This is a genomic window from Arthrobacter sp. MMS24-T111, from assembly GCF_054888995.1.
Genome location: NZ_JBTZRO010000001.1, coordinates 2,045,798 through 2,067,307, shown reverse-complemented (window position 1 = coordinate 2,067,307; position 21,510 = coordinate 2,045,798). Strand labels below are relative to the sequence as shown.

17 protein-coding genes are annotated in these 21,510 nt (G+C 59.4%); 10 read left to right on the top strand and 7 right to left on the bottom strand.

What is annotated here, in order from left to right; all coding sequences use genetic code 11:
* The first annotated feature begins 255 nt into the window (after positions 1 to 255).
* From ACX5I6_RS09675 to ACX5I6_RS09655, 5 genes are all read left to right on the top strand, one after another.
* Positions 256 to 1,638, top strand: coding sequence for a sugar transferase (locus ACX5I6_RS09675; protein ID WP_461840326.1), 1,383 nt, complete (start codon positions 256 to 258; stop codon positions 1,636 to 1,638).
* A gap of 45 nt (positions 1,639 to 1,683) precedes the next feature.
* A complete protein-coding gene (locus ACX5I6_RS09670) occupies positions 1,684 to 2,997 on the top strand; it encodes a UDP-glucose dehydrogenase family protein (RefSeq protein ID WP_461840325.1) in 1,314 nt (437 codons plus the stop codon).
* A 148-nt stretch (positions 2,998 to 3,145) separates the two neighbouring features.
* Entirely contained in the window at positions 3,146 to 4,876 is a 1,731-nt protein-coding gene (locus ACX5I6_RS09665; protein WP_461840324.1) for a DUF4012 domain-containing protein, read from the top strand.
* Between the two features lie 171 nt (positions 4,877 to 5,047).
* On the top strand, positions 5,048 to 5,659 hold the full coding sequence (locus tag ACX5I6_RS09660; protein WP_461840323.1) for an LPXTG cell wall anchor domain-containing protein: 612 nt from the start codon (positions 5,048 to 5,050) through the stop codon (positions 5,657 to 5,659).
* A 305-nt stretch (positions 5,660 to 5,964) separates the two neighbouring features.
* On the top strand, positions 5,965 to 6,420 hold the full coding sequence (locus tag ACX5I6_RS09655; RefSeq protein WP_461840322.1) for a VanZ family protein: 456 nt from the start codon (positions 5,965 to 5,967) through the stop codon (positions 6,418 to 6,420).
* A gap of 10 nt (positions 6,421 to 6,430) precedes the next feature.
* Here ACX5I6_RS09655 and galU read toward each other — a convergent pair whose 3' ends face one another.
* Positions 6,431 to 7,321 carry a UTP--glucose-1-phosphate uridylyltransferase GalU gene (gene galU / locus ACX5I6_RS09650; RefSeq protein ID WP_461840321.1) on the bottom strand — a complete coding sequence of 297 codons (891 nt, stop codon included), beginning with the start codon at positions 7,319 to 7,321 and terminating at the stop codon, positions 6,431 to 6,433.
* 367 nt (positions 7,322 to 7,688) lie between these two features.
* Here galU and ACX5I6_RS09645 point away from each other — a divergent pair, with 367 nt between their 5' ends.
* The 5 genes from ACX5I6_RS09645 (at position 7,689) to ACX5I6_RS09625 (ending at position 16,307) form a co-directional block, all read left to right on the top strand.
* Entirely contained in the window at positions 7,689 to 7,976 is a 288-nt protein-coding gene (locus ACX5I6_RS09645; RefSeq protein WP_285247153.1) for a WXG100 family type VII secretion target, read from the top strand.
* A gap of 316 nt (positions 7,977 to 8,292) precedes the next feature.
* Positions 8,293 to 9,657 carry a DNA/RNA non-specific endonuclease gene (locus ACX5I6_RS09640; protein ID WP_461840320.1) on the top strand — a complete coding sequence of 455 codons (1,365 nt, stop codon included), beginning with the start codon at positions 8,293 to 8,295 and terminating at the stop codon, positions 9,655 to 9,657.
* A gap of 25 nt (positions 9,658 to 9,682) precedes the next feature.
* On the top strand, positions 9,683 to 10,087 hold the full coding sequence (locus ACX5I6_RS09635) for a hypothetical protein (RefSeq protein WP_461840319.1): 405 nt from the start codon (positions 9,683 to 9,685) through the stop codon (positions 10,085 to 10,087).
* A 50-nt stretch (positions 10,088 to 10,137) separates the two neighbouring features.
* Positions 10,138 to 14,646, top strand: coding sequence for an FtsK/SpoIIIE domain-containing protein (locus ACX5I6_RS09630; RefSeq protein WP_461840318.1), 4,509 nt, complete (start codon positions 10,138 to 10,140; stop codon positions 14,644 to 14,646).
* Between the two features lie 47 nt (positions 14,647 to 14,693).
* Positions 14,694 to 16,307 (top strand): DUF4407 domain-containing protein, encoded by a 1,614-nt coding sequence (locus tag ACX5I6_RS09625; protein ID WP_461840317.1) that lies wholly within the window; start codon positions 14,694 to 14,696, stop codon positions 16,305 to 16,307.
* 37 nt (positions 16,308 to 16,344) lie between these two features.
* On the opposite strand, the gene ACX5I6_RS09620 is transcribed toward ACX5I6_RS09625, so the two are convergent.
* Genes ACX5I6_RS09620 through paaA form a run of 6 tightly spaced genes read right to left on the bottom strand, consistent with a single transcriptional unit; the run spans position 16,345 to position 21,228 of the window.
* A complete protein-coding gene (locus tag ACX5I6_RS09620) occupies positions 16,345 to 17,124 on the bottom strand; it encodes an enoyl-CoA hydratase/isomerase family protein (RefSeq protein ID WP_461840316.1) in 780 nt (259 codons plus the stop codon).
* 24 nt (positions 17,125 to 17,148) lie between these two features.
* Positions 17,149 to 18,375, bottom strand: a complete 1,227-nt coding sequence (paaE, locus tag ACX5I6_RS09615; RefSeq protein ID WP_461840315.1) for a 1,2-phenylacetyl-CoA epoxidase subunit PaaE — start codon at positions 18,373 to 18,375, stop codon at positions 17,149 to 17,151.
* 9 nt (positions 18,376 to 18,384) lie between these two features.
* Positions 18,385 to 18,909, bottom strand: coding sequence for a 1,2-phenylacetyl-CoA epoxidase subunit PaaD (gene paaD / locus ACX5I6_RS09610; RefSeq protein WP_461841696.1), 525 nt, complete (start codon positions 18,907 to 18,909; stop codon positions 18,385 to 18,387).
* 5 nt (positions 18,910 to 18,914) lie between these two features.
* On the bottom strand, positions 18,915 to 19,841 hold the full coding sequence (paaC, locus tag ACX5I6_RS09605) for a 1,2-phenylacetyl-CoA epoxidase subunit PaaC (protein ID WP_461840314.1): 927 nt from the start codon (positions 19,839 to 19,841) through the stop codon (positions 18,915 to 18,917).
* Positions 19,838 to 20,218 carry a 1,2-phenylacetyl-CoA epoxidase subunit PaaB gene (gene paaB, locus ACX5I6_RS09600; protein ID WP_461841695.1) on the bottom strand — a complete coding sequence of 127 codons (381 nt, stop codon included), beginning with the start codon at positions 20,216 to 20,218 and terminating at the stop codon, positions 19,838 to 19,840. Before paaB ends, paaC begins: the two co-directional genes overlap by 4 nt.
* Positions 20,219 to 20,223: 5 nt before the next feature.
* Positions 20,224 to 21,228, bottom strand: a complete 1,005-nt coding sequence (gene paaA, locus ACX5I6_RS09595) for a 1,2-phenylacetyl-CoA epoxidase subunit PaaA (protein WP_285247144.1) — start codon at positions 21,226 to 21,228, stop codon at positions 20,224 to 20,226.
* Positions 21,229 to 21,510 lie beyond the last annotated feature (282 nt).

The window sequence follows — 21,510 nt, the reverse complement described above, 5'->3', positions numbered from 1 at the left end:
CGTTTCCGAGTCAACGGAAGAAAAGTAAGCCACTGACCTCCGCGGGCGACCACGAGGCTTTGCCTATCACGAAGCGAGTTGACGGGATCTGGCGAGCGCCCAGTGCCGTCCAGGAATAGCAACCTGTCAGGTTCATCAACGGGGCGAGGCTATGATTACTCGCGGGGTCGTAGACCCGGATAGTTAGTCGCAGTAGATGGGGAAGCCGTGGGGGGCAACAAAAGCTGGAGAGCACGCTACGCCAGACGGCTTGCGGTGATCGATGCATTCGTCATCACGTGGGCGGTCGCGGGTGCCTACATACTGCGCTTTGGTCTCGACCCGGGCACCCAAAACCAGGACACAGCCTACTTGGCGACTTCCTTCATCCTGGTCATTACCTGGTGGTCCATGCTTGGTGCTTGGAGTAGCCGCGAAAGCCGTATTCTCGGCGCCGGAGCTGACGAGTACAAGCGCGTCGGGGCAGCGTCGTTATGGTTGTTTGGATTCATTGCGATCGTTTCCTATGTGCTGAGGATTGACACCGCCCGAGGTTACGTCGGCGTGGCCCTCCCGGTGGGTCTTATTGGTTTGCTCATTTCACGTTGGCTGCTGCGTCAGCATCTAACTCTTGACCGAAACCGAGGACGAAGCATGTCCACCCTGTTGTTACTCGGAGGCCCTAGTGCCATAACCCACTTAGCCTCATCGCTCCAGCGTTCCAAGCATGCGGGCTACGTTCCGATCGCAGCCTATGCACCGAGTAACTCATCCGATTTGCATTCGAACTCAATTAGCGGTCTTCCAGTCCTAGGCTGCAGTCCCGATGCGGCCTCGATTCTGTCCGCGATAGATATTTGTCAAGCGGACGCTGTCGCGGTTTCTGCAGGCGTTCAACTGCATCCTCAAACGCTGAGGCATTTGGGCTGGGAGCTCGCCGCTCGCAACGTCGGTCTGATCATGGCGCCCGCCCTCACCGACATTGCCGGCCCGCGGATCCACACTCAGCAAGTTGCGGGTCTCCCGCTGATCCACGTCACGACACCTACACTCGAGGGTGGACAGCGTGTAGCAAAACGCCTATTTGATGTAACAATGTCCGGCCTCCTGATCCTTTGCACGGCTCCCCTCATGTCTTTCGTCGCCGTTCTCGTAAGGCTGGACAGTCGTGGGCCCATATTTTTTAGGCAGGAGCGAGTCGGGATTCAGGGGATCCCGTTCCGCATGTTGAAGTTCCGTTCCATGGTCGAGAATGCAGAATCCCAGTTATCCACGCTCGAAGCGTCAAATGAGGGTAGTGGCGTGCTCTTTAAAATGAAGAACGACCCGCGAGTGACGCGGCTCGGACGCGTCTTAAGGAAATACAGTCTCGACGAACTCCCACAGTTGTATAACGTCTTCGCGGGCTCGATGAGCCTAGTAGGTCCACGACCTCCACTACCGCGTGAAGTCCAGTCATACGAGTACGACGTTCGTCGACGTCTACTGGTGAAACCAGGCCTTACAGGTCTCTGGCAAGTGAGCGGCAGGTCCAACCTCTCTTGGCAAGATTCTGTAAGGCTCGACCTCTATTACGTTGAGAACTGGTCCTTGGCCGGTGACCTCATCATCTTGCTGCGAACTGTCCGAGCAGTCTTTGGCAGTTCCGGTGCGTACTAAACCACCCTCATTTTGGCCATCCACCCTGCGGGGAAGGAACAAGTAATGCGAATATCAGTAATCGGCTGCGGCTATCTCGGTGCTGTCCATGCGGCTTGTATGGCAAAGCTGGGACACGAGGTTGTTGGCATCGACGTAGACGAGGCCAAAATTCGTGCACTCTCGGAGGGACAAGCCCCCTTCTTTGAGCCCGAGCTAGGAGACCTCCTTCAGGAAGTGCAAGCGACTGGGCGCCTCTCTTTCACATCCGACATGGCCGCGGCAGCCGGAAGCGCAGTGCATTTCATCTGCGTCGGCACGCCTCAAAAACAGGGGGAAAATGCCGCGGATTTAAGTTACGTCGATGCAGCTACATTTGCACTACTTCCGTATCTCGGGGCAGGCGATGTTGTCGTCGGCAAATCAACTGTACCCGTTGGTACAGCAGCTCGCCTGGCGGAGCTCGTACAACGGGCTGAACCCAGCACCCATTTGATGTGGAACCCAGAGTTCTTGCGAGAGGGGCACGCCGTTTCAGATACTCTCCGTCCGGATCGGCTTGTCTACGGCGTAGCAGGAGGGTCGGAGGAACATGAGGCCGTTCAAACGTTGGACGCTGTCTACGCTAGTCAGCTGGACTTTGGCACGCCGCGAATTGTTACCGACTTGCCGACAGCTGAGTTGGTCAAGACAGCTGCTAATTCCTTCCTTGCTACAAAAATTTCATTCATAAATGCCATGGCGGAACTCTGTGATGCGGCGGGAGCCGACGTTACACTTCTGGCAGATGCCATCGGTATGGATGAAAGAATTGGCCGCAAATTCTTGAACGCCGGAATCGGATTTGGTGGAGGCTGCCTTCCCAAAGACATTCGCGCATTCATGGCACGTGCCGGCGAGCTAGGTGCGGATCAGGCACTAACCTTCCTGCGAGAAGTCGATGCCATCAATATGAGACGTCGGACTCGAGTCGTGGAACTTACGCGGGCAATGTGTGGGGGTTCGCTTTTGGGACAACGAATTACAGTTTTGGGAGCGGCATTCAAACCTGAGAGTGACGACGTCAGGGATTCCCCCGCGCTGAGCATTGCTGCCCAACTTCAACTCCAGGGAGCCGTAGTGACCGTTACGGATCCCGAAGCGCTCCAGAACGCCGCTGGAAGATTTCCGGAGTTGCATTACGAAAAATCGACGGATGTTGCCCTTCGACGTGCGGACGCACTCTTGCTCCTAACTGAATGGCGAGAATACAAAGACCTTGATCCATTCGAGACAGCGACGCTGGTGTCACAAACGAAAATACTTGACGGTAGGAATGTTCTGGACGCCACCAAATGGCGAGCAGCCGGTTGGATGTATCGAGGGCTGGGTCGGCCTTGAATATGAATGACGATGGATTGCAGCAGACAAAGCGAGCCTTCGGAAAATCCGACACCACTAAGCGGCGGCGTCGTTCGAGACGTCGCCTTCTTCTGAGAACTGGCATCCCCCTTGTCGTTCTCGTCCTGGTGATAGGCGGGAGCAGTGCATGGATAGGTCTCAAAGCGACTTCCGTCAAGGCAAACCTGGAAGCCGCATCGAATCTCGTCCCACAGTTAAACAGGAAATTGCCGTATCGGACGCGGATTCGGCTGCCGACACAGTAGCGAAGCTGCGGGACTACACGTCCAAAGCACGGAGCGACGCAGAGGATCCCATATGGACCGTCGCCTCAGGACTTCCATGGCTGGGACCCAATCTTGCTGCCATTTCGGAAGTGGCGCGCACAACAGACGACGTCGCCGTCCTCGGCCTAACACCATTGGTCAATGTATACGAGTCCTTGAATTGGGACGCTCTGATGCCTTCGGGCGCCGGATCCAACCTCGAACCAATTAAGGCGGCCGCCCCAACTGTAGCTTCATCTTCGTATGCGGTGCAGGTGTCCTCCGAGAGGCTTCAAGGGATAGACACGTCGCAGCTTCTGCCGCAAGTTGCAACTCCACTGGTACAAGCGAATGCAGAACTAAAGCAAGTAGTCGGAGCTCTGAGTTCGGCTGCGGATGCTGCCAGCATAGCTCCAGCCATGCTCGGCGCCGACGGACAGAGGAGCTTTTTGCTCATAATTCAGAACAACGCCGAAGCCCGGGCTTCCGGAGGAATACCCGGCGCCTTGGCCATCCTGAATCTTGACCACGGCAAACTGTCACTCGGCGCACAAGGAAGTGCCGCCGACATCGGAATTATGAACCCCAGCTTGCCTGTGGATCCAGAGCAGCAACAAATCTTCTCAACAAGGCTTGGCAAGTACATCCAGGACGTCAATTTGACGCCGGATTTCCCCACAGCTGCCGCAACTGCTAGAGAGATGTGGGAGAAGAAGACCGGTCAACGAGTAGATGGAGTCATCTCCATTGACCCTGTCGTTCTCAGCTACATCCTCCAATCCACGGGACCGGTTTCAGTCGACGGCCCCGAAGTGGCGGCGATTAAGCCGTCAGGCCTACCAACGAAGCTGACCGGTGACAATGTTGTGGCAACTTTGCTCTCAGACGTCTATGGAAAAATCCAACAGCCAAAACTTCAGGACGCTTATTTCGCCGGAGTGGCCAAAGAGATCTTCGCCGCCCTTTCTAGCGGCAAGGGTGAAGCCAAGGGCCTCATCAGTGGGATCACACGCGGGGCGCAAGAAGGCCGTGTCCTCGTGTGGTCCGCTGACAAGTCTGAGCAGTCCATAATTTCAAAATACGCGTTAAGCGGCTCTGTTTCTGGGCCTAGTATTTCGCCGGCCCAATTCGGCGTCTACTTTAACGACGGTACTGGCGCCAAAATGGATTACTACGTCACGCACACTGTGCAGCTAATCAAAGAGTGCCAGAGGGATGGCTACGAACAGACGACGGTACGTATCAAAAGTACGAACACCGCACCCTCAGACGCAGCAACCTCGCTCCCGAGATATGTAACGGGCGGAGGTGCTTTCGGCGTACCTCCCGGTACAGTGCAAACTAACCTCGTTTCCTATGGGCCCGCTCAGGCGAACGTGGAGTCAGCCTCAATTGACGGGCAAATGACGCCCTTTGCCCCCTACATCCATGCGAACAGGCCGGTCGGTGTTGTTGCCCAGCAGCTTGCGCCAGGCGAAAGCAAAACGGTGGAGTTCACTTTCGGGAAGATCGTTCAGCACACGGAACCTAACGTGGTTGTCACACCGACGGTCCAGCCTGTAAAGGACGTTATCCTTCCGACGGAAAACGCGTCCTGTGATCAAGGCCAGTGACGGTCGCGTTAACACTATGTAAACCGACTGGATTGAGGTTGGTTACAACCGATCCGGGATGGTACCTTCTATCTGGGATATCTATCCGTAGTTCTGCACATGGTCTCGTGCGGAGGGGACATTTCCCCAAAATCGGGTAATCAAAACTGAAACGTCTCCGGGGGGACACACATGAAGAAAACACTCGCCGCACTCGCACTTGCGGGCTCAATCGCACTCGTTGGTTCCGCGCCTGCCATGGCCGCAACCTACCCGGCACTTCCGCCGGCAGTTGGTGTCTCCGACGGAACGCCGGCACCGGGCCAGACCTTCGTCTTCACCGCACAGGGCTTCGCTCCCGGTGAGACCGTCACCATCACCATCACTGTGACCACTACCGGCGCAGCAAACGCTGGCGGTACCGCGGTCTCCGCAGCAATTCCTGTTTTCCAGGCCCCGCAGACGCTCAGCGCCACTGCTGACGCCCAGGGGAAGATCTCCATCCCCCTGGCAATCAGTGAAGCTGGCACCTACAGCATCACCGCCAAGGGCAACACCTCCGGTGTGACCGTCGGTCCCGTCACCGTCACCGTGGCAGCTGCACTGGCCAACACCGGCGGCAACGGCAGCACCGTTGCCGGCACCACCGGCGGCGCTCCGCTGGCCAACACGGGCGGCCTGGCCAACACCGGCGCCGACTCCGGCCTGATCCTGTGGACCCTGGTGGGCGCAGGCGCACTGGCCGCCGGTGCAACCTCCGTTGTGGTGGTTCGCCGCCGCGCCAAGGCTGAGGTTGCCGCCTAACCGCAGCAGCTCCTCAGCACCAAAGAAGGTGGGTGCATCTCCGGAAACGGAGATGCACCCACCTTTTGCTTTGAGGTTGATGCTGCGGGTTCCCGCAACCTTGATTCCACCAAGCTCAATCGCCAACGCTTTTGTGGTAACTATTAGGGCTATGGGGAGACATTGGCGCAGGGCACCACGCAAATACGACTTTTCTATCCCGCTCCCCCGCCCACAAGTGCTCGGCTACGCCCTTCTCGTTCTCCTCGCGGCTTGCGCTCTGGCCACTGCCGCCTTCGCCCTTCTACGGACGTCCTGAGGCCCATTTGAGAATCCTCACCAACCACCGGCTGTGGCAGCTGATTCTCGCGGCCATGGTGATTCCGTTGGCGCTTGTCGCTTTCTGGCCGACCCCCGTGGACCAGCCCGTCTCAGGGCAGCTCGCCATCGTGTTGAATTTCCTCCACCACCACGGCATTCCCCTCTGGTTTAACTACGACTTTGTGGAACGATCCACCAACGTTGGCCTATTTCTCCCTGTCGGTTTTGTAGCCGCCCTGGCATTTCCCAGCAAGAAATGGTGGCAAATCGGCGCTTTCGGAATGCTACTCTCCGGCTGCATCGAACTCGGACAGTTCCTGTTTCTTCACAGCCGCTTTGCAAGCCCGTCAGATGTCATGACCAATACGTCAGGCGCTGTCATCGGCGCCTTGCTGGCACTCCTGGCCATGCAAAAAGGGAGGCCCGCCGCCATTCGGCAACGGGCCTCCCAAAAACAATAGAACGCCAGGACTACCCGACGAAGCCCTTCATCCAGGTCTTCAGGTCCTCGCCGAACTCCACGCGCTCCGAAGCCAGCGTGATGACGGCCTTGAGGTAGCTCAGCTTGTCGCCGGTGTCGTAGCGGCGGCCCTTGAAGACCACACCATAAACGCCGGAGCCTTCGCCCTCGCCCGCTGCGAGGGTCTGCAGGGCGTCGGTCAGCTGGATCTCATTGCCACGGCCCGGAGCGGTGTTCTCCAGGACGCCGAACACCGAGTGGTGCAGCACGTAGCGGCCGATCACGGCAAGGTTGGACGGTGCGTCAGCGACGGCCGGCTTCTCCACAAGGCTGTTGACGCGGACGTAGTCCTCGCCTTCAACAACGGAAATGTCAGCGCAGCCGTAGGCACTGATCTGGGAGGGGTCAACCTCGATCAGGGCGATGACGGATCCGCCGGTCTTCTGCTGCACCTCCATCATGGTGCCCAGCAGGTTCTCAGACTCATCGATGAGGTCATCACCCAGGAGCACGGCGAAAGGCTCATCCCCCACGTGCTGCTGGGCGCAGAGCACAGCGTGGCCCAGGCCCTTGGCCTCGCCCTGGCGGACGTAGTGGATGGGACCCAGGTTGGAGGCGTACTCCACCATGCCCAGCTTGTCCTTGTCCCCCTTGGCCTCCAGCGCGGCCTCCAGTCCGGGCTCGCGGTCGAAGTGGTCCTCCAGGGCACGCTTGTTACGGCCCGTGATCATCAGCAGGTCAGTGAGGCCGGCATCCACCGCTTCCTCGACCACATACTGGATGGCCGGGCGGTCAACCACCGGCAACATTTCCTTCGGCATTGCCTTGGTGGCGGGCAGGAAGCGAGTTCCCAATCCGGCAGCAGGAATGACGGCTTTGGTGATAGCTCTCCCCATAGTCATAGCTGAACCTTACAAATCAGAGGCAACGAAAGGCAATTTTCACCACAATCAGGGGTTGGTGAGCCGACCTTGGGTATCTCCCAAATCTTCCGAGACTCGAGACGACCCGAGGTCCACAAAGGCAGACGCCGCCGTCGTCAGGTCCCGACACCTCATCGAAGTGCGATGGGTGATAGGAACGGAAGCTCAAGATTCTGCGAGTAAACGCAATTTTGCATCAACTTTTAGGGCCATTCGGTCCGAAACAGGCCAAACTCTCAACTGCTTTTCTGAGCAGGGACTTAATATTCCATTCTTTTTTGTTTCTGTCATTGTCCAGTTGCCGCCCCAATGCGAGGATTCAAGCAGTCCCAAACTAGGAGGAAAAATGGGTCATCTGTCGCTCGACTACGACGGCGCAAAAAGCTTGGCCGCCGCGCTCAAAGCCGGATCGCAAGAGCAAGTGGCCGCCCTTGGATCACTGAGTGCCCGCGCGGAACCATCGGCTGTCTGGACGGGACAAGCTGCCTCCGAGTACACCAATGCGTACGATCGCTACCAACGCGCCCAAAAAGAACTTTCAGCTGCTTTGGAAGGACTTGGACACACTGTTGCGACGATCGTCGACAACTTTGAAGAGGTCAACCAGCGGGGCGCCGCAGCACTCAGGCAATAGCCGAAGGTGTTCATAGTCAACACCGACCAACTCAACGTGTTGGCCAATCAGCAAGCAGCCGCCAGTGAACTTCCCATCGCCGCTGCTCTCGACCTCGACAGGGCACAGACAGCACTGTCGAGGGAGTTATCGGCGAGCCCATACGATGCCGGACTTGTCAGTGCCGTCGCAAAGTTGAATACCTGCTGGTCAATGGACCTACTTGGAGTTCGAGACTCGTCGAAGAAAGTGTCTGAATTCATAACGGAATACGCGTCCGCCGTGTCTGCGATCGACTCGGCGGGCGCATCGGCGTTCCGCGGTTCGTAGCCCAGCAATGGCAGTTATTGGCACGATTCCATCCACTAGTGGGTTTTTGAATGCAGCAGACTATCTGCAGGATGCCCAGCGCCGTTCGCGCGATGCCGCTCAGCAGCACAACGCAATTGCACAAGGGTTCTCCGGAGTATGGGAGAGTGTTGCTGCTGACGAGGTCCGCCGATTCAACGAGAAGATTGCAAATAAGTGCCATAGAGCGGCTGACGCGTTGGCTAAGGCAGGCGATCAATTGAGAAATGTCGCTGCCTACCTCGTCAGCGTTCGCTCAGAATACGACCTTCTCGCCCGGGAACGGCAGCAGCTAATTAACAAGTCTCCAGCTCTGGAGTTCTCCTTCGGCGTCAGCGCCGACGAACAGCGATTTGCCTACCTGACGTCACGAATGACGGGGATCGAACGTACGGTAATAAACAAAATTGAGCACTCCAAGGGCGCCGTCGATGCTGCCACTGCGATGTCGGAAGACTACGCAAGTGATGTGGCCGTCAACAGCGGCGCGTGGTGGGCGGCTTTTGGCCACGAGCTAGTTGGCGCGACCAACAAGGTAGTGGGCGAGCCAGTCGGCGAAGTTGTCCATGCCGCCACCCACCCCGTTGAGACTCTTACCGGCCTGGCTCACGCCTTCCGAGTAGACCCCCTGGGCACGGTGGGTCAAATGTTCACGGGCATCATTGATGTCGATGCTTGGAAGAAGGATCCTGCCACTGCAATGGGACAAATGGCAACCGGGATTCTCCTGTCGCTGGCTGGAGGGAAGTTAGCTGGCCTTGTCGCCAAGGGAGCCCGGGGAGCTGCCGCCGCGGATGCTGCGGCTTCAAGGATCGGGCTTGTAAAGCTTGACGGCCGTGGCCAAGAAATATTGGAAGCAAGTTCCGGACGCAAATACCAACAGTGGCCGAGCGCGCTCCGCACCCCAGAACCGAATTCGACATATCTGGTAGACGGAAAGTATGTCTACGTCACGGACAGCAGAGGACGTGTTACCGAGGCTGGGGCCCGGATCGAGCGAACCATTGAGCCTGGCGAGAATTACCTTCGACGGAACGAAAACTATCAGAGTTCGGCGGGAGGATTTGACCGGCTGGAGGGAGACCAAGGGGGGCACATCTTCGCTGCCCAGTTCGGCGGCCCCGGGGACTCAATCAACTTGGTCGCTATGAGTAGGCAGCTGAATCAGCCCGGAGGCGCCTACGCCGCTCTCGAAACGCAGTGGAAAAACCTCGTCAATGCGACACCGCCCCATACCGTTGACGTGAAGGTACGCATGCTCTACAGCCCGGAAAGCGCGCGCCCCTCACAATTTATCGTTGAGTACAAGATTGATGGTGGAAAATCCCTATCAGCAATGTTCTTGAACGAGTAAGCCCCGGAAACGAGCGAAAACCATGATGGACATTCGAACCGAACAAGAAGACGCCGGGCGAGCTCTTATGGATCTTGCCGACGCTCTCAACTGGACGGAGATCACGTTCCACGCCCGCTTTCTCGGCAAGTACGGCGAACAAGATTCCGTATCCATCCGACTCAGCAACGGGGACGTCGAGGAGGTCGCTGCACCTGTTGAGCTTTGGCTGGCCCTGCAAACAATGCGAAACAAAATGTACAAACCTGGTGAAGGAACCTGGTTCGGCGTCAGTGGAGTCATGCAACGAACCGGCTATTTGGACATGCATTTCAACTATGGTGAGCCACTGTGGCGAATTCCTCTCGGCGCACTGACCTTCCAGCAAGAACTCGAGAGATTTCCGAGAGAGCCAGGAAACATCCCATCGTGGTTCGTACTGGCCGACTAACCGTTACTGCTCTGGTTGGAGCTGATTTCTCTATACAGATTGGATAACCCTTGCTGCAGCATGAATCCGATGGACAGCAAGTGCTCGAATTGAACATTAGGTTTGACGTCAACCTATCAAGCGCAGCGGGCACGGTATCAGTTGACCGACGCGTCACCTACCTGGCCGATTCAACGGTCGGAGACCTCATCGAAGCCCTGCAACAGGATCCGTCTGTTGTTCCCCCCGAGTGGCTTGAGGTTCAGTCTCATTCGAGGATGGGCCTCTACTACGAGAGCCTGAGCACCAAGACTGACCTTGGCGTGACCGTCATGCGGGGTGGATATCTTCCAGAGACCGGACGTCTTATTCACTGCGGTCTGACTGATGGAAGCTGCCTGTTCTTTGAAGACAGAACTCAGCCACGCGTTGACCGCAATGCATCAGACCTTGTCATAGATGAAGAGCTGAACGATGTCTCCGACTCGGATGCCCTGTACTTAGTGGATGAAAGGGGTACACAAAAAGGGCGGGTTGTTAAGCTACCTTTGGGCCGGCGCGTCACTTACGGCGCGCTCTCTTTCGATGCTGACGTGATAGTTGATGATCAGTTACTCGGCACGAGTGAAATCGGTTTTACCTCGATGGGGTCGCACGCACTGGTCGACATTCCGGACGAAGTCGGCGTTGTATCCATAAGCGGGAACAGGATCAAGTCGGGGCAACACAAACTGACTCCTGGAGCAATTGTTGAATTGACCCGTCACGGCGAAACCGATCCCCGGATCATTTTGTCCATGCGTTCCTACGAAGGCCTTGCTGCGCATCCGAGGTCCGGCAGGGTCAAGTTCGAGCCGAGTGCACGCCAGGGGTTTCCTCGGCATGAAGCGCTGCCGGAGCGCTACCGCCGTATCGCCAAACGTCCCCAAGCTCCGGAGCCGCCCAAGCTCGATTTTGTTCCGGTCCTGACGAGCCTGGTTATGGCCGCAGGCCTCGCTGTTTTTTCTGGCTATTGGGCCTTCGTTCTCATCAGCCCGCTGGTGGCGATACCGATCTGGTGGACGTGGCGATCAGCTTCCAAACGTCAGCAGAGGGAACATGAAAATTCAACCAGCGAATGGCTGAAAACCAGCGGTGAAGCCTTTGAGAAGCTCACCGAATTTGCTGGGGTTGAAGAAATGAAGCTCCGGATCCAGGCGCCCCCGACGGAATACTGGACGCTCCAGGCTTACCGTCGACTCAGCGGCTTGTGGGTACGAGACCACACAGACCCCGACTTCCTGCAGATTCGTGTTGGGGATATCGAGCCGCTGAGCAGGTATCAGATAGAACTGGCGCCGGGAGTGGACATCAAGGATGGGGAGTTTCGCCGCTTGGCCGGGAATGCGCACCGGATTATCACGCGAGAGTATGTACGGCCGAATCTCAGAGATGTTCCAGCGCTCGTAAACCTATCCGAGCAAAACTACGGCATCATCGGCCCCTGGAGTCAAGTCCGGGCATCGGTCACGGACGCAATCCTTCAGCTAGTTTGCTCCCATTCGCCCGGCGTCTTGGCCATTGCACTTCTGGGGCCACGAAGCACACAGGCAAGCGAACTTATTGAGTGGATGAAATGGCTTCCTCACGTTCGATCTGGATCGCGCCTAATGCCTGCTACCCGAATCACCAGGGGAAGTGAAGCCGGCAACGCGTTTCTCCGCTCGCTCCTCGAATTGTTATCCGCGGAGCGAGAGGAACGCACTCCGGAGAATTTACGCCATCACGCTGTTCTTGTAGTGCATGAATCTGCGGAATTAGACCAGGGCCTGTTACAAGAGGTGCTGGAAGCCTCTAAAGGCGCAGTACATCTGCTTTGGTTGGGAACAGGACGCCCTTTGCTCAGCAAGTCGGTGACCTCATGGCTCCACATCCCCAACGATGTTGACTCCTCCGAGGATGCCATCAGGGCGAGCCTGGCGAACAGTACCGAAGGGCTGTCCCAGGAAGTTGTCTTCAACCGCATACTTACAGACGCATTTCGCGTTTCGTCGCGGTTGGCTCCCCTGTACGATCCCCGCGTGACGGGAGCCAGCGCCAGCATCCCGACGAAGGTGCCCTTATCGAGCTTGGGGGCGGTGACAGACGTCGTGTGGTCCAAAGGGTCCGCCGTCGACAGACTGGTGGTGCCCCTTGGAATTTCCGAGGAAGGTGTTTTTGAATTCGACCTCGTCAGTCATGGGCCGCACACACTGATCGGCGGCGCTACGGGGTCAGGCAAGAGTGAGTTACTGCAAACGTTGGTCGCTTCCCTCATGCGCCACCACAGCCCAGACGAAGTTGCACTGTTTCTCGTGGACTTCAAAGGCGGATCTACATTCCAGATGTTCGCGGATTTGCCCCATGTTGTGGGTCACGTCACTGATTTGGACGGGCCTCACGTGGATCGCGCCCTTGCGTTCTTGCGCTCAGAAATTCAACGGAGAATGCACATCTATCGTGGCTGCGGCAATCCGGCCAACTACGAAACCTACCGTGCCCGACTCAGTTCCGCTGGTGAGGGCAAAACGGTGCTGCCTCGGTTGGTGGTCATCTTTGACGAATTCGCAACACTGGTAAAAGATGCCGATGACAGGGCCAAACGTCCGGTACTCGATCTTGCCCAGCGGGGCCGTTCCTTGGGAATTCACCTCGTCTTGGCAACCCAGAGCCCCTCGGCTGACGTGGTCGATCGAAGCGTTAGAGCGAATGTGCACGCCAGCATCGCGCTGCAAACCCTTAGCGCCGAAGAGTCGGAAAACATCATCCGGCGCCCGGAAGCAGCAGCGATTCCAAAGCACCTTCAAGGTCGAGCTCTGTTCCGGCACGGGACAGCAAAAATTCTTGAATTCCAGACGGCATACGCCGGGGCACCTGTCGCTGCGGGTGTGAGCAAGCGAGACAGAACCGTCAAACTGGTACCCCTGGAACTGGAGCTGGAGGGGAACTACTTAGGGGCAGCTCCAAGGGCGCAGTCCCCGGAGGGCCCACCTCTAAAGACTGAAATAGCAGAACTCTTGGAAAGAGTCCTCAAGGTGTGGTCCTTCGTAGAGAAGAGCAGCTTGAGAGACGTAGTCAAACTGCAGCCACCACTCACGCAGGTCGTGCGTCGACCAACGCCTCAGCCAGAGTCCGGCAATGCAGCAGAACGTCACAGCCACATGCGGGCAGTGCCATGGGGGCTTCGTGATCGTCCAGCGCAGGGGGACCAGTCCATCTTCCACGCTGACTTTTCAAGTGGAGTAATCGTTGTAGGAGGCCCGGCGAGAAGTGGTAAAACTACCTCTCTACTAAGCCTCGGATGGAACTGGACTATGACAACCCGGAAGCAGGTTGTGGTCCTCGACGGGGGCGGGTCACTGTCAGAAAGAGCTCGGAGTATGGGCCTTGAATGGCATCTCGTCTCATGTTCGGACAGTACAGAAGTAACCCGCACTATCGACCGCTTCCATCATGTGCTCTCACGGAATATGCGGCCAGGCACACGTTCAGAGCCGCAGGTAGTACTCCTGATCGATGGTTATGAGCGGCTAGCGAGCTTACTGAGTTCCTCGAGGTCAGTTATCTGGTTTGAAAAGTTTCGGGACTTGGTCCGTTACGGACGCGACTACGGCATCGCGCTCGCCCTCTCAGTGTCCTCCGTAGCGCGTATTGGACAGGAAATTGGGCCCGATCTAGGTTCGACAATCAGCCTCTGGGAGAACTACGAAAAGTACGGGACGCCGGTAGATGAAAGGCAACCGGGCATCGGGTATACAACCGATGGAGACCTTGTTCAAGTCTTCTTTGACGATCTAAGTAACCAAAGTGCAATGGAGCTGAAAAACCTCGACCAGCCGATCGTTGCGCCTGCAGCCCTCGACATCTCCATTCTTCTTGAGACCTTCGAGTGTGACTGGTCAGAAATTGTCATAGGCACTGACGACGTCGCCGGCGCTCCAATTACGGTCGACCTGCTGCGTTCTCCCTTGCTGGTGGCCGGCCATGCCAGATCCGGCAAGTCATCACTTCTCCGGTCCATCGCAATGCAGTTAAGAGGTGGCAGCAGCGGCGGGCGTGTAGCGATCCTCTCTTCAAGTATCCGAGGAAATGACCCTGACTTTGTGGTGATCGCCGAAGAAGAGATCAACGAGGTGCGAAACAACGTTCACAGCGTGGCAGAAGAAGCCCTGAAGTTGCTCAGAGCCCGCGACGTTATTTCGATAGGCGGGCGATTCGCGATATTTGTCGACGATGTCAACCAGAGAGCAAACACTGCATCATGGCCTTCCGTCATACAGGCATTGCTCGATTCAGACCGGATAGTTTTGGTTTGGGCGTTTATGCCTCACCAAAGGCTGGGCCCCAATCAGATCGGAAACTTCCATCCCACCGTAATTCTCCAACCCAACCCGCGGTTGGAAGTCGACGAGGGCTCATCACTGCTCTCGGTTCCACTTCAGCACCGGCCGTGGACCAAGTATGAGCCTGGGCAAGGAATTTTCGTGTCTGGTTCATCGCAGCAAGTCATCTTTGCAGCCAAGGTCCCCGCCAAATCGTCCAGATTTGATACGGCCAAGTAGGCAGGCATGATGCATGTACCTGATGCCCCGATGAGGAGGGCAAACTCATGAGCCGCTTCCATACCCGGTTCCTTGGCGGATTCCACTTGCTTGGCGATTTGCTCTTAACCCTGGCCGGCGGCAACCGCGCACGATTGAATCGATGGGGAGTCGACCGTAACTACTACGTTGGGCTCGGATTCTCACTGCTTCTTTCCGCAACGATTGGTTCCGTATCGCTGACGGTGGCGGCCAATATTATTTGGGGACTTACTGATGGGCCGCTCGCTGTGGTGGGGTTGGTCTATTTTGTACTCATACTCGGATTTGACAGGTGGCTAGTTTCGGACGCAACGTCAGGATTCTCACCGACGCAATACAGCAACTATTGGTCGCGCTCATTCGGTTGGGTAGGAAACTTCTTAATTGAGACCCTAAAAATCCTGCCCCGGGTTATCATTGCATCTCTGACATCGCTTTTGTTTGCCGAGATTTTGCTGTTGACCATTTTCGGTACTGAAATACATGAACAAATGAAAGTAGATCAACTTGCTGCCAGCGCCGACTACACCAGTAAAGTGTCCGCGCTTGCAAACTCCCTGGCAGCGCCGCAACAAAAGGTGATCGATGAAGCCGAGAAGCGCAAGGAAACGCTGCAATCCGACCTGGTCGCTGCCACAGCAGCAGTCGCCGCAGCAGAGACAACCAGGCAAAGCGGGCTTCGAGATCTCGCGGCGGCAGGAGTTAGTGTGGCTTGTTGGGACTACACAGTCAACCGCTTTGATGCCGCGGGCCGGCTCTATCCCGTCCGCATCCAAGGGTGCCCTCAACAGGTAGAACTGCTTAATGAAGCCTACGACAACGCAGTAAGACCCTATAAAGATCTCAACCAGCAGAGCGTTGACACCAAGAAGTCAGATATTGATAACGAGGCCGGTGTTCGAGCTGCGCGTGATTACGTTCAAAGTGGAGCAAAGACCGAAGCAGAGAATCAACTCAAGAGCACGGCGCCTCAGACTCTGGAGGATGCCGGCCTGCTGCTGAGGATGAAAGCCCTGGAGCAGCTGACGACTCCGTCGCCAGCCAATTGCGTGAATCCAACCGTCAGCTCAACTTCGACGGCCACACCGCCTAGCACGGGCACTCAGCAGGCGGAAGCATCGCCGAACGCCATCGAACCCTGCCATGTTTACTACAGTGCGTCTGCCGCTCTGCAGAAAGACCTCTGGCGCTGGGTCATCTTCGCTTTCGAGATTTCTGCGGTAGTACTGAAGCTGGTCCGTTCGATCACGAAGAAGACCGGACATGCAGCCTTTATGAGTGCAGTGGATGACGAGGCGCACGCCGAAGCTTTGATCCGAAGAGCCCGGTCAAAATCGAGGCTGCACCACGAATCGGTACGTGCCGAGGAAGAAGCACTCTTGGCAATAAATGACGCAGTTACGGAGAAAGAGATCCACTTGCGAGCCAATGCGCGAGCCAGGGAAAGGTACCGCTTGAGAGCGATGCTGGATCGCTTCCACCGGGCGGACCGTCCCGATCCGAAGCAGTCTGCGAGCAAACTACCCGACGTAGAGGATGCCCTGAACGAAGCCTTTGAGAACTCCGATGTATCGGAAGCTCCACGGGAAGAACCTGTGGCCAAGAAAGTAATCAGAGACGACGACTACCTCCTCAGGTAGAGATTGGGCACATCGGGAGGGCCGGAATTCTTCACGGTCACCCGGTAAATTTCGGTTCGCGCTTCTCCTGGAACGCCCGGAAACCCTCGGCGTAATCATCTGTTTTGCAGAGGCGCGCCTGCTCCTCGTTCTCTTCCTGCATGGCCTGCCACAGGCCCAGGCGCTGGTCGCGGATGTGCGCCACCAGTTCCTTGGAGGCAACGAACGCCCCGGTGGCACCGGCAGCGACGCGCGCAACGATCGCCCGGGTGGAGTCCAGCAGATCGGCCGCCGGCATGGCACGGCTAAACATGCCCTGCGCCACCGCCTCTGCCCCCGAAATCAGGTCCGCCGTGTAAATCAGGTCCAGCGTGCGGTGCATGCCCAGGCGCTCCGTGAAGTACCAGTGCCCGCCCGAATCCAGCGTGGCGCCCAGCTTGGCGAACGGCGAACCGAACTTGGCGTTCTCCGCCACGTACACCACGTCCGTGGCCAGCAGCAGACCCAGCCCGACGCCCAGGCAGGCGCCCTGGGCCGCGGCGAACGTCGGCGCAGGGAACGCGGCCATCTTCTTCAGCAACGGCTCCACCAGCCCGCCCAGGTACGCTGCGGCGTCGTCGCTCTCCGGGGTGACCCCGGCGATGTCCCGGCCCGCGCAGAAGGCCCGGCCCTCTCCCCTCAGCAGCAGCGCCCGCACCTCACCGCGCGAGGCGGCGGCAGCAGCGTCGTCGTATGCCTGGGTTAAATCCCGCAGCGCCTGCTCATCAAGCGAGTTCAGCTTGTGCGGGGCGTCCAGGACGACCTCTGCGATGCCGTTGCTGATGGAAAGGGAAATCATGGGGCTCCTTTTGGTGAAAACGGATTAGACGTCGAAGTCGACCGTGACTTCCTTGCTGGTGGGGTGGCTCTGGCAGGTCAGCACGTAGCCCTTGTCCAGCTCATCCTGCTCCAGCGCGTAGTTCTCGTCCATGGTCACGCTGCCGGTGACCACCTTGGCCCGGCAGGTGCCGCACACTCCCCCGGCACACGCGAACGGCACGTCGGGGCGGACCCGCAGCGCCGCGTTCAGGATGGACTCGCGGGCGTGCGTGGGGCTGGCCACCTCGCCCTGCAGGCCGTCCAGCTTGAACCTGATCTTGTACGTCTCCTTGGACTCGTCCACCACCACGGGACGGCCGGCCTGGCCCTCCGGGCGGTCCGGCTTGCCGGACGTGAACAGCTCGAACCGGACGTTCTCCGGCTTCACCCCGCGCTCGGCCAGGGTGTCCCGGCACAGCGGCACCAGCTCGAACGGCCCGCACAGGAACCACTCATCCACATCGTCCGCGTGCAGGGCGGTGCCCAGCAGCTGCTGCAGCTTCTCGGCGTCGATCCGGCCGGAGAGCAGCGGCGCGATCCGCTGCTCCCGGGAGAGCACGTGGTGGATGGCCAGCCGCTGCGGGTATTTGTCCTTCAGGTCCGCCAGCTCCTCCAGGAACATCACGTCCATGGCGGCCTTGTTGGCGTAGATCAGGTCGAACCGGGTCTCCGGGTTGGCGGCCAGCAGCGTCCTGGCGATCGCGATCACCGGGGTGATCCCGGACCCGGCGGCGATGGCCACGAAGTTCCCTGCCTCCCCCGCGAGGTCTTCCGGGTGGTTCATGGAGTTCATGACGTTCTGCTCCACGGCCACACCGTCGCGGCCGTGCTTGGACACGAACGCGCCCATGGGGCTCATCACGTCCAGGGTGTCCCCGGCCTTCAGCTCGGCGTTGGCCCAGGTGGAGAACAGCCCGCCCAGGTCCTTTTTGATGGCCACCCGGATTTCGCTGGTGCCGTCCTCGAAGCTGCGCGGCTCGGCGCAGATGGAGTAGCTGCGGCGGATTTCCTTCGGCTCGCCTTCCTCGTCCGGCAGCGTGGTGCGCAGGGCAACGTACTGGCCGGGCAGGTAATCGAACTTGCCGGCAAGCTCCGCGGGGACGTGGAAGCTGACCTCGATGGCGTCCTCCGTGAGCCGGCGCACCTCCTGCACGGTGAGGGTATGGAAGGACGGACGACGGCGGCCGGTCACCTCAGCCTCTTCGGCGGCGGTCTGGCGGACAACAGGCATGGGGATTCCTTACAGGACTTTGAAGTAGTCGAACGGTTCCTTGCAGTCCTGGCACACATACAGCGCCTTGCAGGACGTGGAACCGAAGCGGGTGAGTTCCTTGGTGTTCAGGCTGTTGCACTGCGGGCACTTCACCGCCAGGCTCAGCCGGATGGGGCCGGAGTGGCCGCCAGCCTTGGAGTGGCCACTGGGCGGGGCGATGCCGTACTCCTGCAGCTTCTGCTTGCCGGCCTCCGTCATCCAGTCCGTGGTCCACGCCGGGGCCAGGACCAGGTCCACGTGCACGTCCCCGTAGCCCTCCTTCTTGAAGGCCGTGTAGAGGTCGTCCCGGATGGCGTCCATGGCCGGGCAGCCCGAGTAGGTGGGCGTGATGGTGACCGTGACGCTTCCGTCCGTGCCGGCGTCGACCTTCCGCAAAATCCCCAGGTCCGCGATGGTGAGCACCGGGATTTCCGGGTCCACCACCGTGGCGGCGATGTCCCACGCCTTCTGCCGGGGCGTCTGCGTGCGGGTTTCGAAGTCCGAGATGTACATGGCAGTCACCAGCTGGCCCCGGGATGCTCGCGGGCCAGCACCTGCATCTCCGCGAGGATGTAACCCAGGTGCTCCGAGTGCTTTCCATACCGGCCGCCACCCGGGGCTGCGGGCACGTCCGGGACCTCCAGCTCGGCCTCGGTGAGGACGGCGGTGACCAGGCGGTCAAAGTCGCCTTTAAGGCTGGAAGGCGCGACGGCGGCGCCCGCCTCAGCGAGGCGCTGCGTCAGGTCATCGTCCTGGAACAGTTCGTTGACGTACGGCCACATGAGGCGCAGGCCGTGGATCATCCTCTTGCGGGATTCCTCGGTGCCGCCGGCCAGGCGCAGCACCCACTGGCTGCTGTGGTCCCGGTGGTAATCCACTTCCTTCACGGCCTTGGCGGCGATGGCTGCCAGGGTGGCGTCCGTGGATTCGGTGAGGCGGCGGTAGAGCTCGTACTGGTAGTAGCTCACCACGAACTGGCGGGCGATGGTGGCGGCGAAGTCCCCGTTGGGCTGCTCGAACAGCTGGACACTCCGGAACTCGTGTTCGCGGCGGAAGTAGGCCAGCTCATCCTCGGACGTGGCCGTACCGTCCTCCTTGGGCAGGCCGGCGCCGGCGTAGGTGAGGAAGCTGCGGGCGTGGCCCAGCTGGTCCAGGGCGATGTTGCCCAGGGCGATGTCCTCCTCCAGCTCGGGGGCGCGCGAGATCCAGTGGCCCAGCCGCTGGGCGAGGATCAGGGCGTCATCGCCCAGCCTCAGTGCGTACTCGGCGACGTCCCCGCTGGGCTTGACCAGGCCGGTCTTGACCTCGAGCGCGATGTCCTCCGGGCGCAGGGCGTTGCCGGGGGTGATTCTTGTTGCCGATGCGTTGGAGTCGCCGCCGGCCACGCCGGTGGAGATGTCGCCGTGGCCCGTGCTGGTTTCCGCCTGGGTTTCAGGGGTGCTCACAGGTGCTTCACCCCTTCGCTCTTGGTGTAGTACGTGGCGTGCCGGTAATCCTTGCCCTGCGGGGACTCGAAGAAGGAACCCTTGGAATCGGGATCGCTGGCCGCGATGGCATCCGCCGGGACCACCCAGATGGACACGCCCTCGTTGCGGCGGGTGTAGAGGTCGCGGGCATTGCGGAGGGCCATGGCGGCATCCGGTGCATGCAGGGACCCGGCGTGCACGTGGCTCAGGCCGCGGCTGGAGCGGACGAAGACCTCCCAAAGGCCCCAGGCACCGCGGTCGTGGTGCTCCTCCGGCGCTGGTGATGCTTTGGGGGCTTCGCGGTTGATCTCGGTGGCGGAGCTGGCCGGGGTTTCCGGGTTGCCGTGGGGGGCCATGGGGCTCATGCTGCGTGTTCCTTCGTCTTCATCGACTCTTTTGCCTGCTGTTTTGCTGCGTACGCGGCGGCTGCCTCGCGGACCCAGGCGCCGTCGTCGTGCGCTGCCCTCCGGCGCTCAAGGCGCTGGGCGTTGCAGGGGCCGCGGCCGGCCAGGACTTCCTGGAACTCGTGCCAGTCCAGCGGGCCGTGCTCCCACTTCTTGGTGTCCTCGTTGAAGCGGACCTGGTCATCGGGGAGGGTGAGGCCCAGGACCCGGACCTGCTCCACCATCATGCCCACAAAGCGGCTGCGGAGCTCGTCATTGCTGAACCGCTTGATGTTCCAGGCCATCGACTGCTTGGAGTTGGGGGAATCGTCGTCCGGCGGCCCGAACATCATCAGGGCCGGGGCGTACCAGCGGTTCACGGCGTCCTGGGCCATCTGCTTCTGTGCGGGGGTGCCGTTGGAGAGTTCCAGCAGGATCTCAAAACCCTGGCGCTGGTGGAACGACTCTTCCTTGCAGATGCGGACCATGGCCCGGCCGTAGGGGCCGTACGACGCGCGGCACAGCGGGACCTGGTTGCAGATGGCTGCGCCGTCCACCAGCCAGCCGATGGCGCCCATGTCCGCCCAGGTCAGGGCCGGGTAGTTGAAGATGCTGGAGTAACGGGCCTTGCCGGCGATGAGGTCGTCCATCATCTTGTCCCGGGACTGGCCCAGGGTTTCAGCGGCGGAGTAGAGGTAGAGCCCGTGGCCGGCCTCGTCCTGGACCTTGGCCATGAGGATGGCCTTGCGCTTCAGGCTGGGGGCGCGGGAGATCCAGTTGGCCTCCGGTTGCATGCCGATGATCTCGGAGTGGGCGTGCTGGGAGACCTGGCGCAGGAGGGTCTTGCGGTAAGCCGCTGGCATCCAGTCGCGGGGCTCGATCCGGGAGTCCTCGGCGATGATGCGGTCGAAGTGGGCCTGGCCCGCGGCGTCCGCTTCTTGGGTTAGCTCAGCCGGCACTGACTGCAAGTTCTGCGCTGCCATGGTTGCTCCTATGCAAAGACCTGTCGGGCGGCTCGGAATTATTTACCGACCGTTCGTTCAGGATATGCGGGCGCGGCGGACCTCGTCAAGCGTGCACCCCCTCAAACCCCCGCTCACCTTCGACCGCTCTCCCACCGACGCCCGCTCACTTCCGACCGTCTTTCCCGCAACGCCCGCTCACCTTCGACCGTTCCTCCCCCAACGCCCGCTCACCTTCGACCGCTCCTCCCCCACAACGCCCGCTCACCTTCGACCGCCTTCCCCTCAACGCCCGCTCACTTC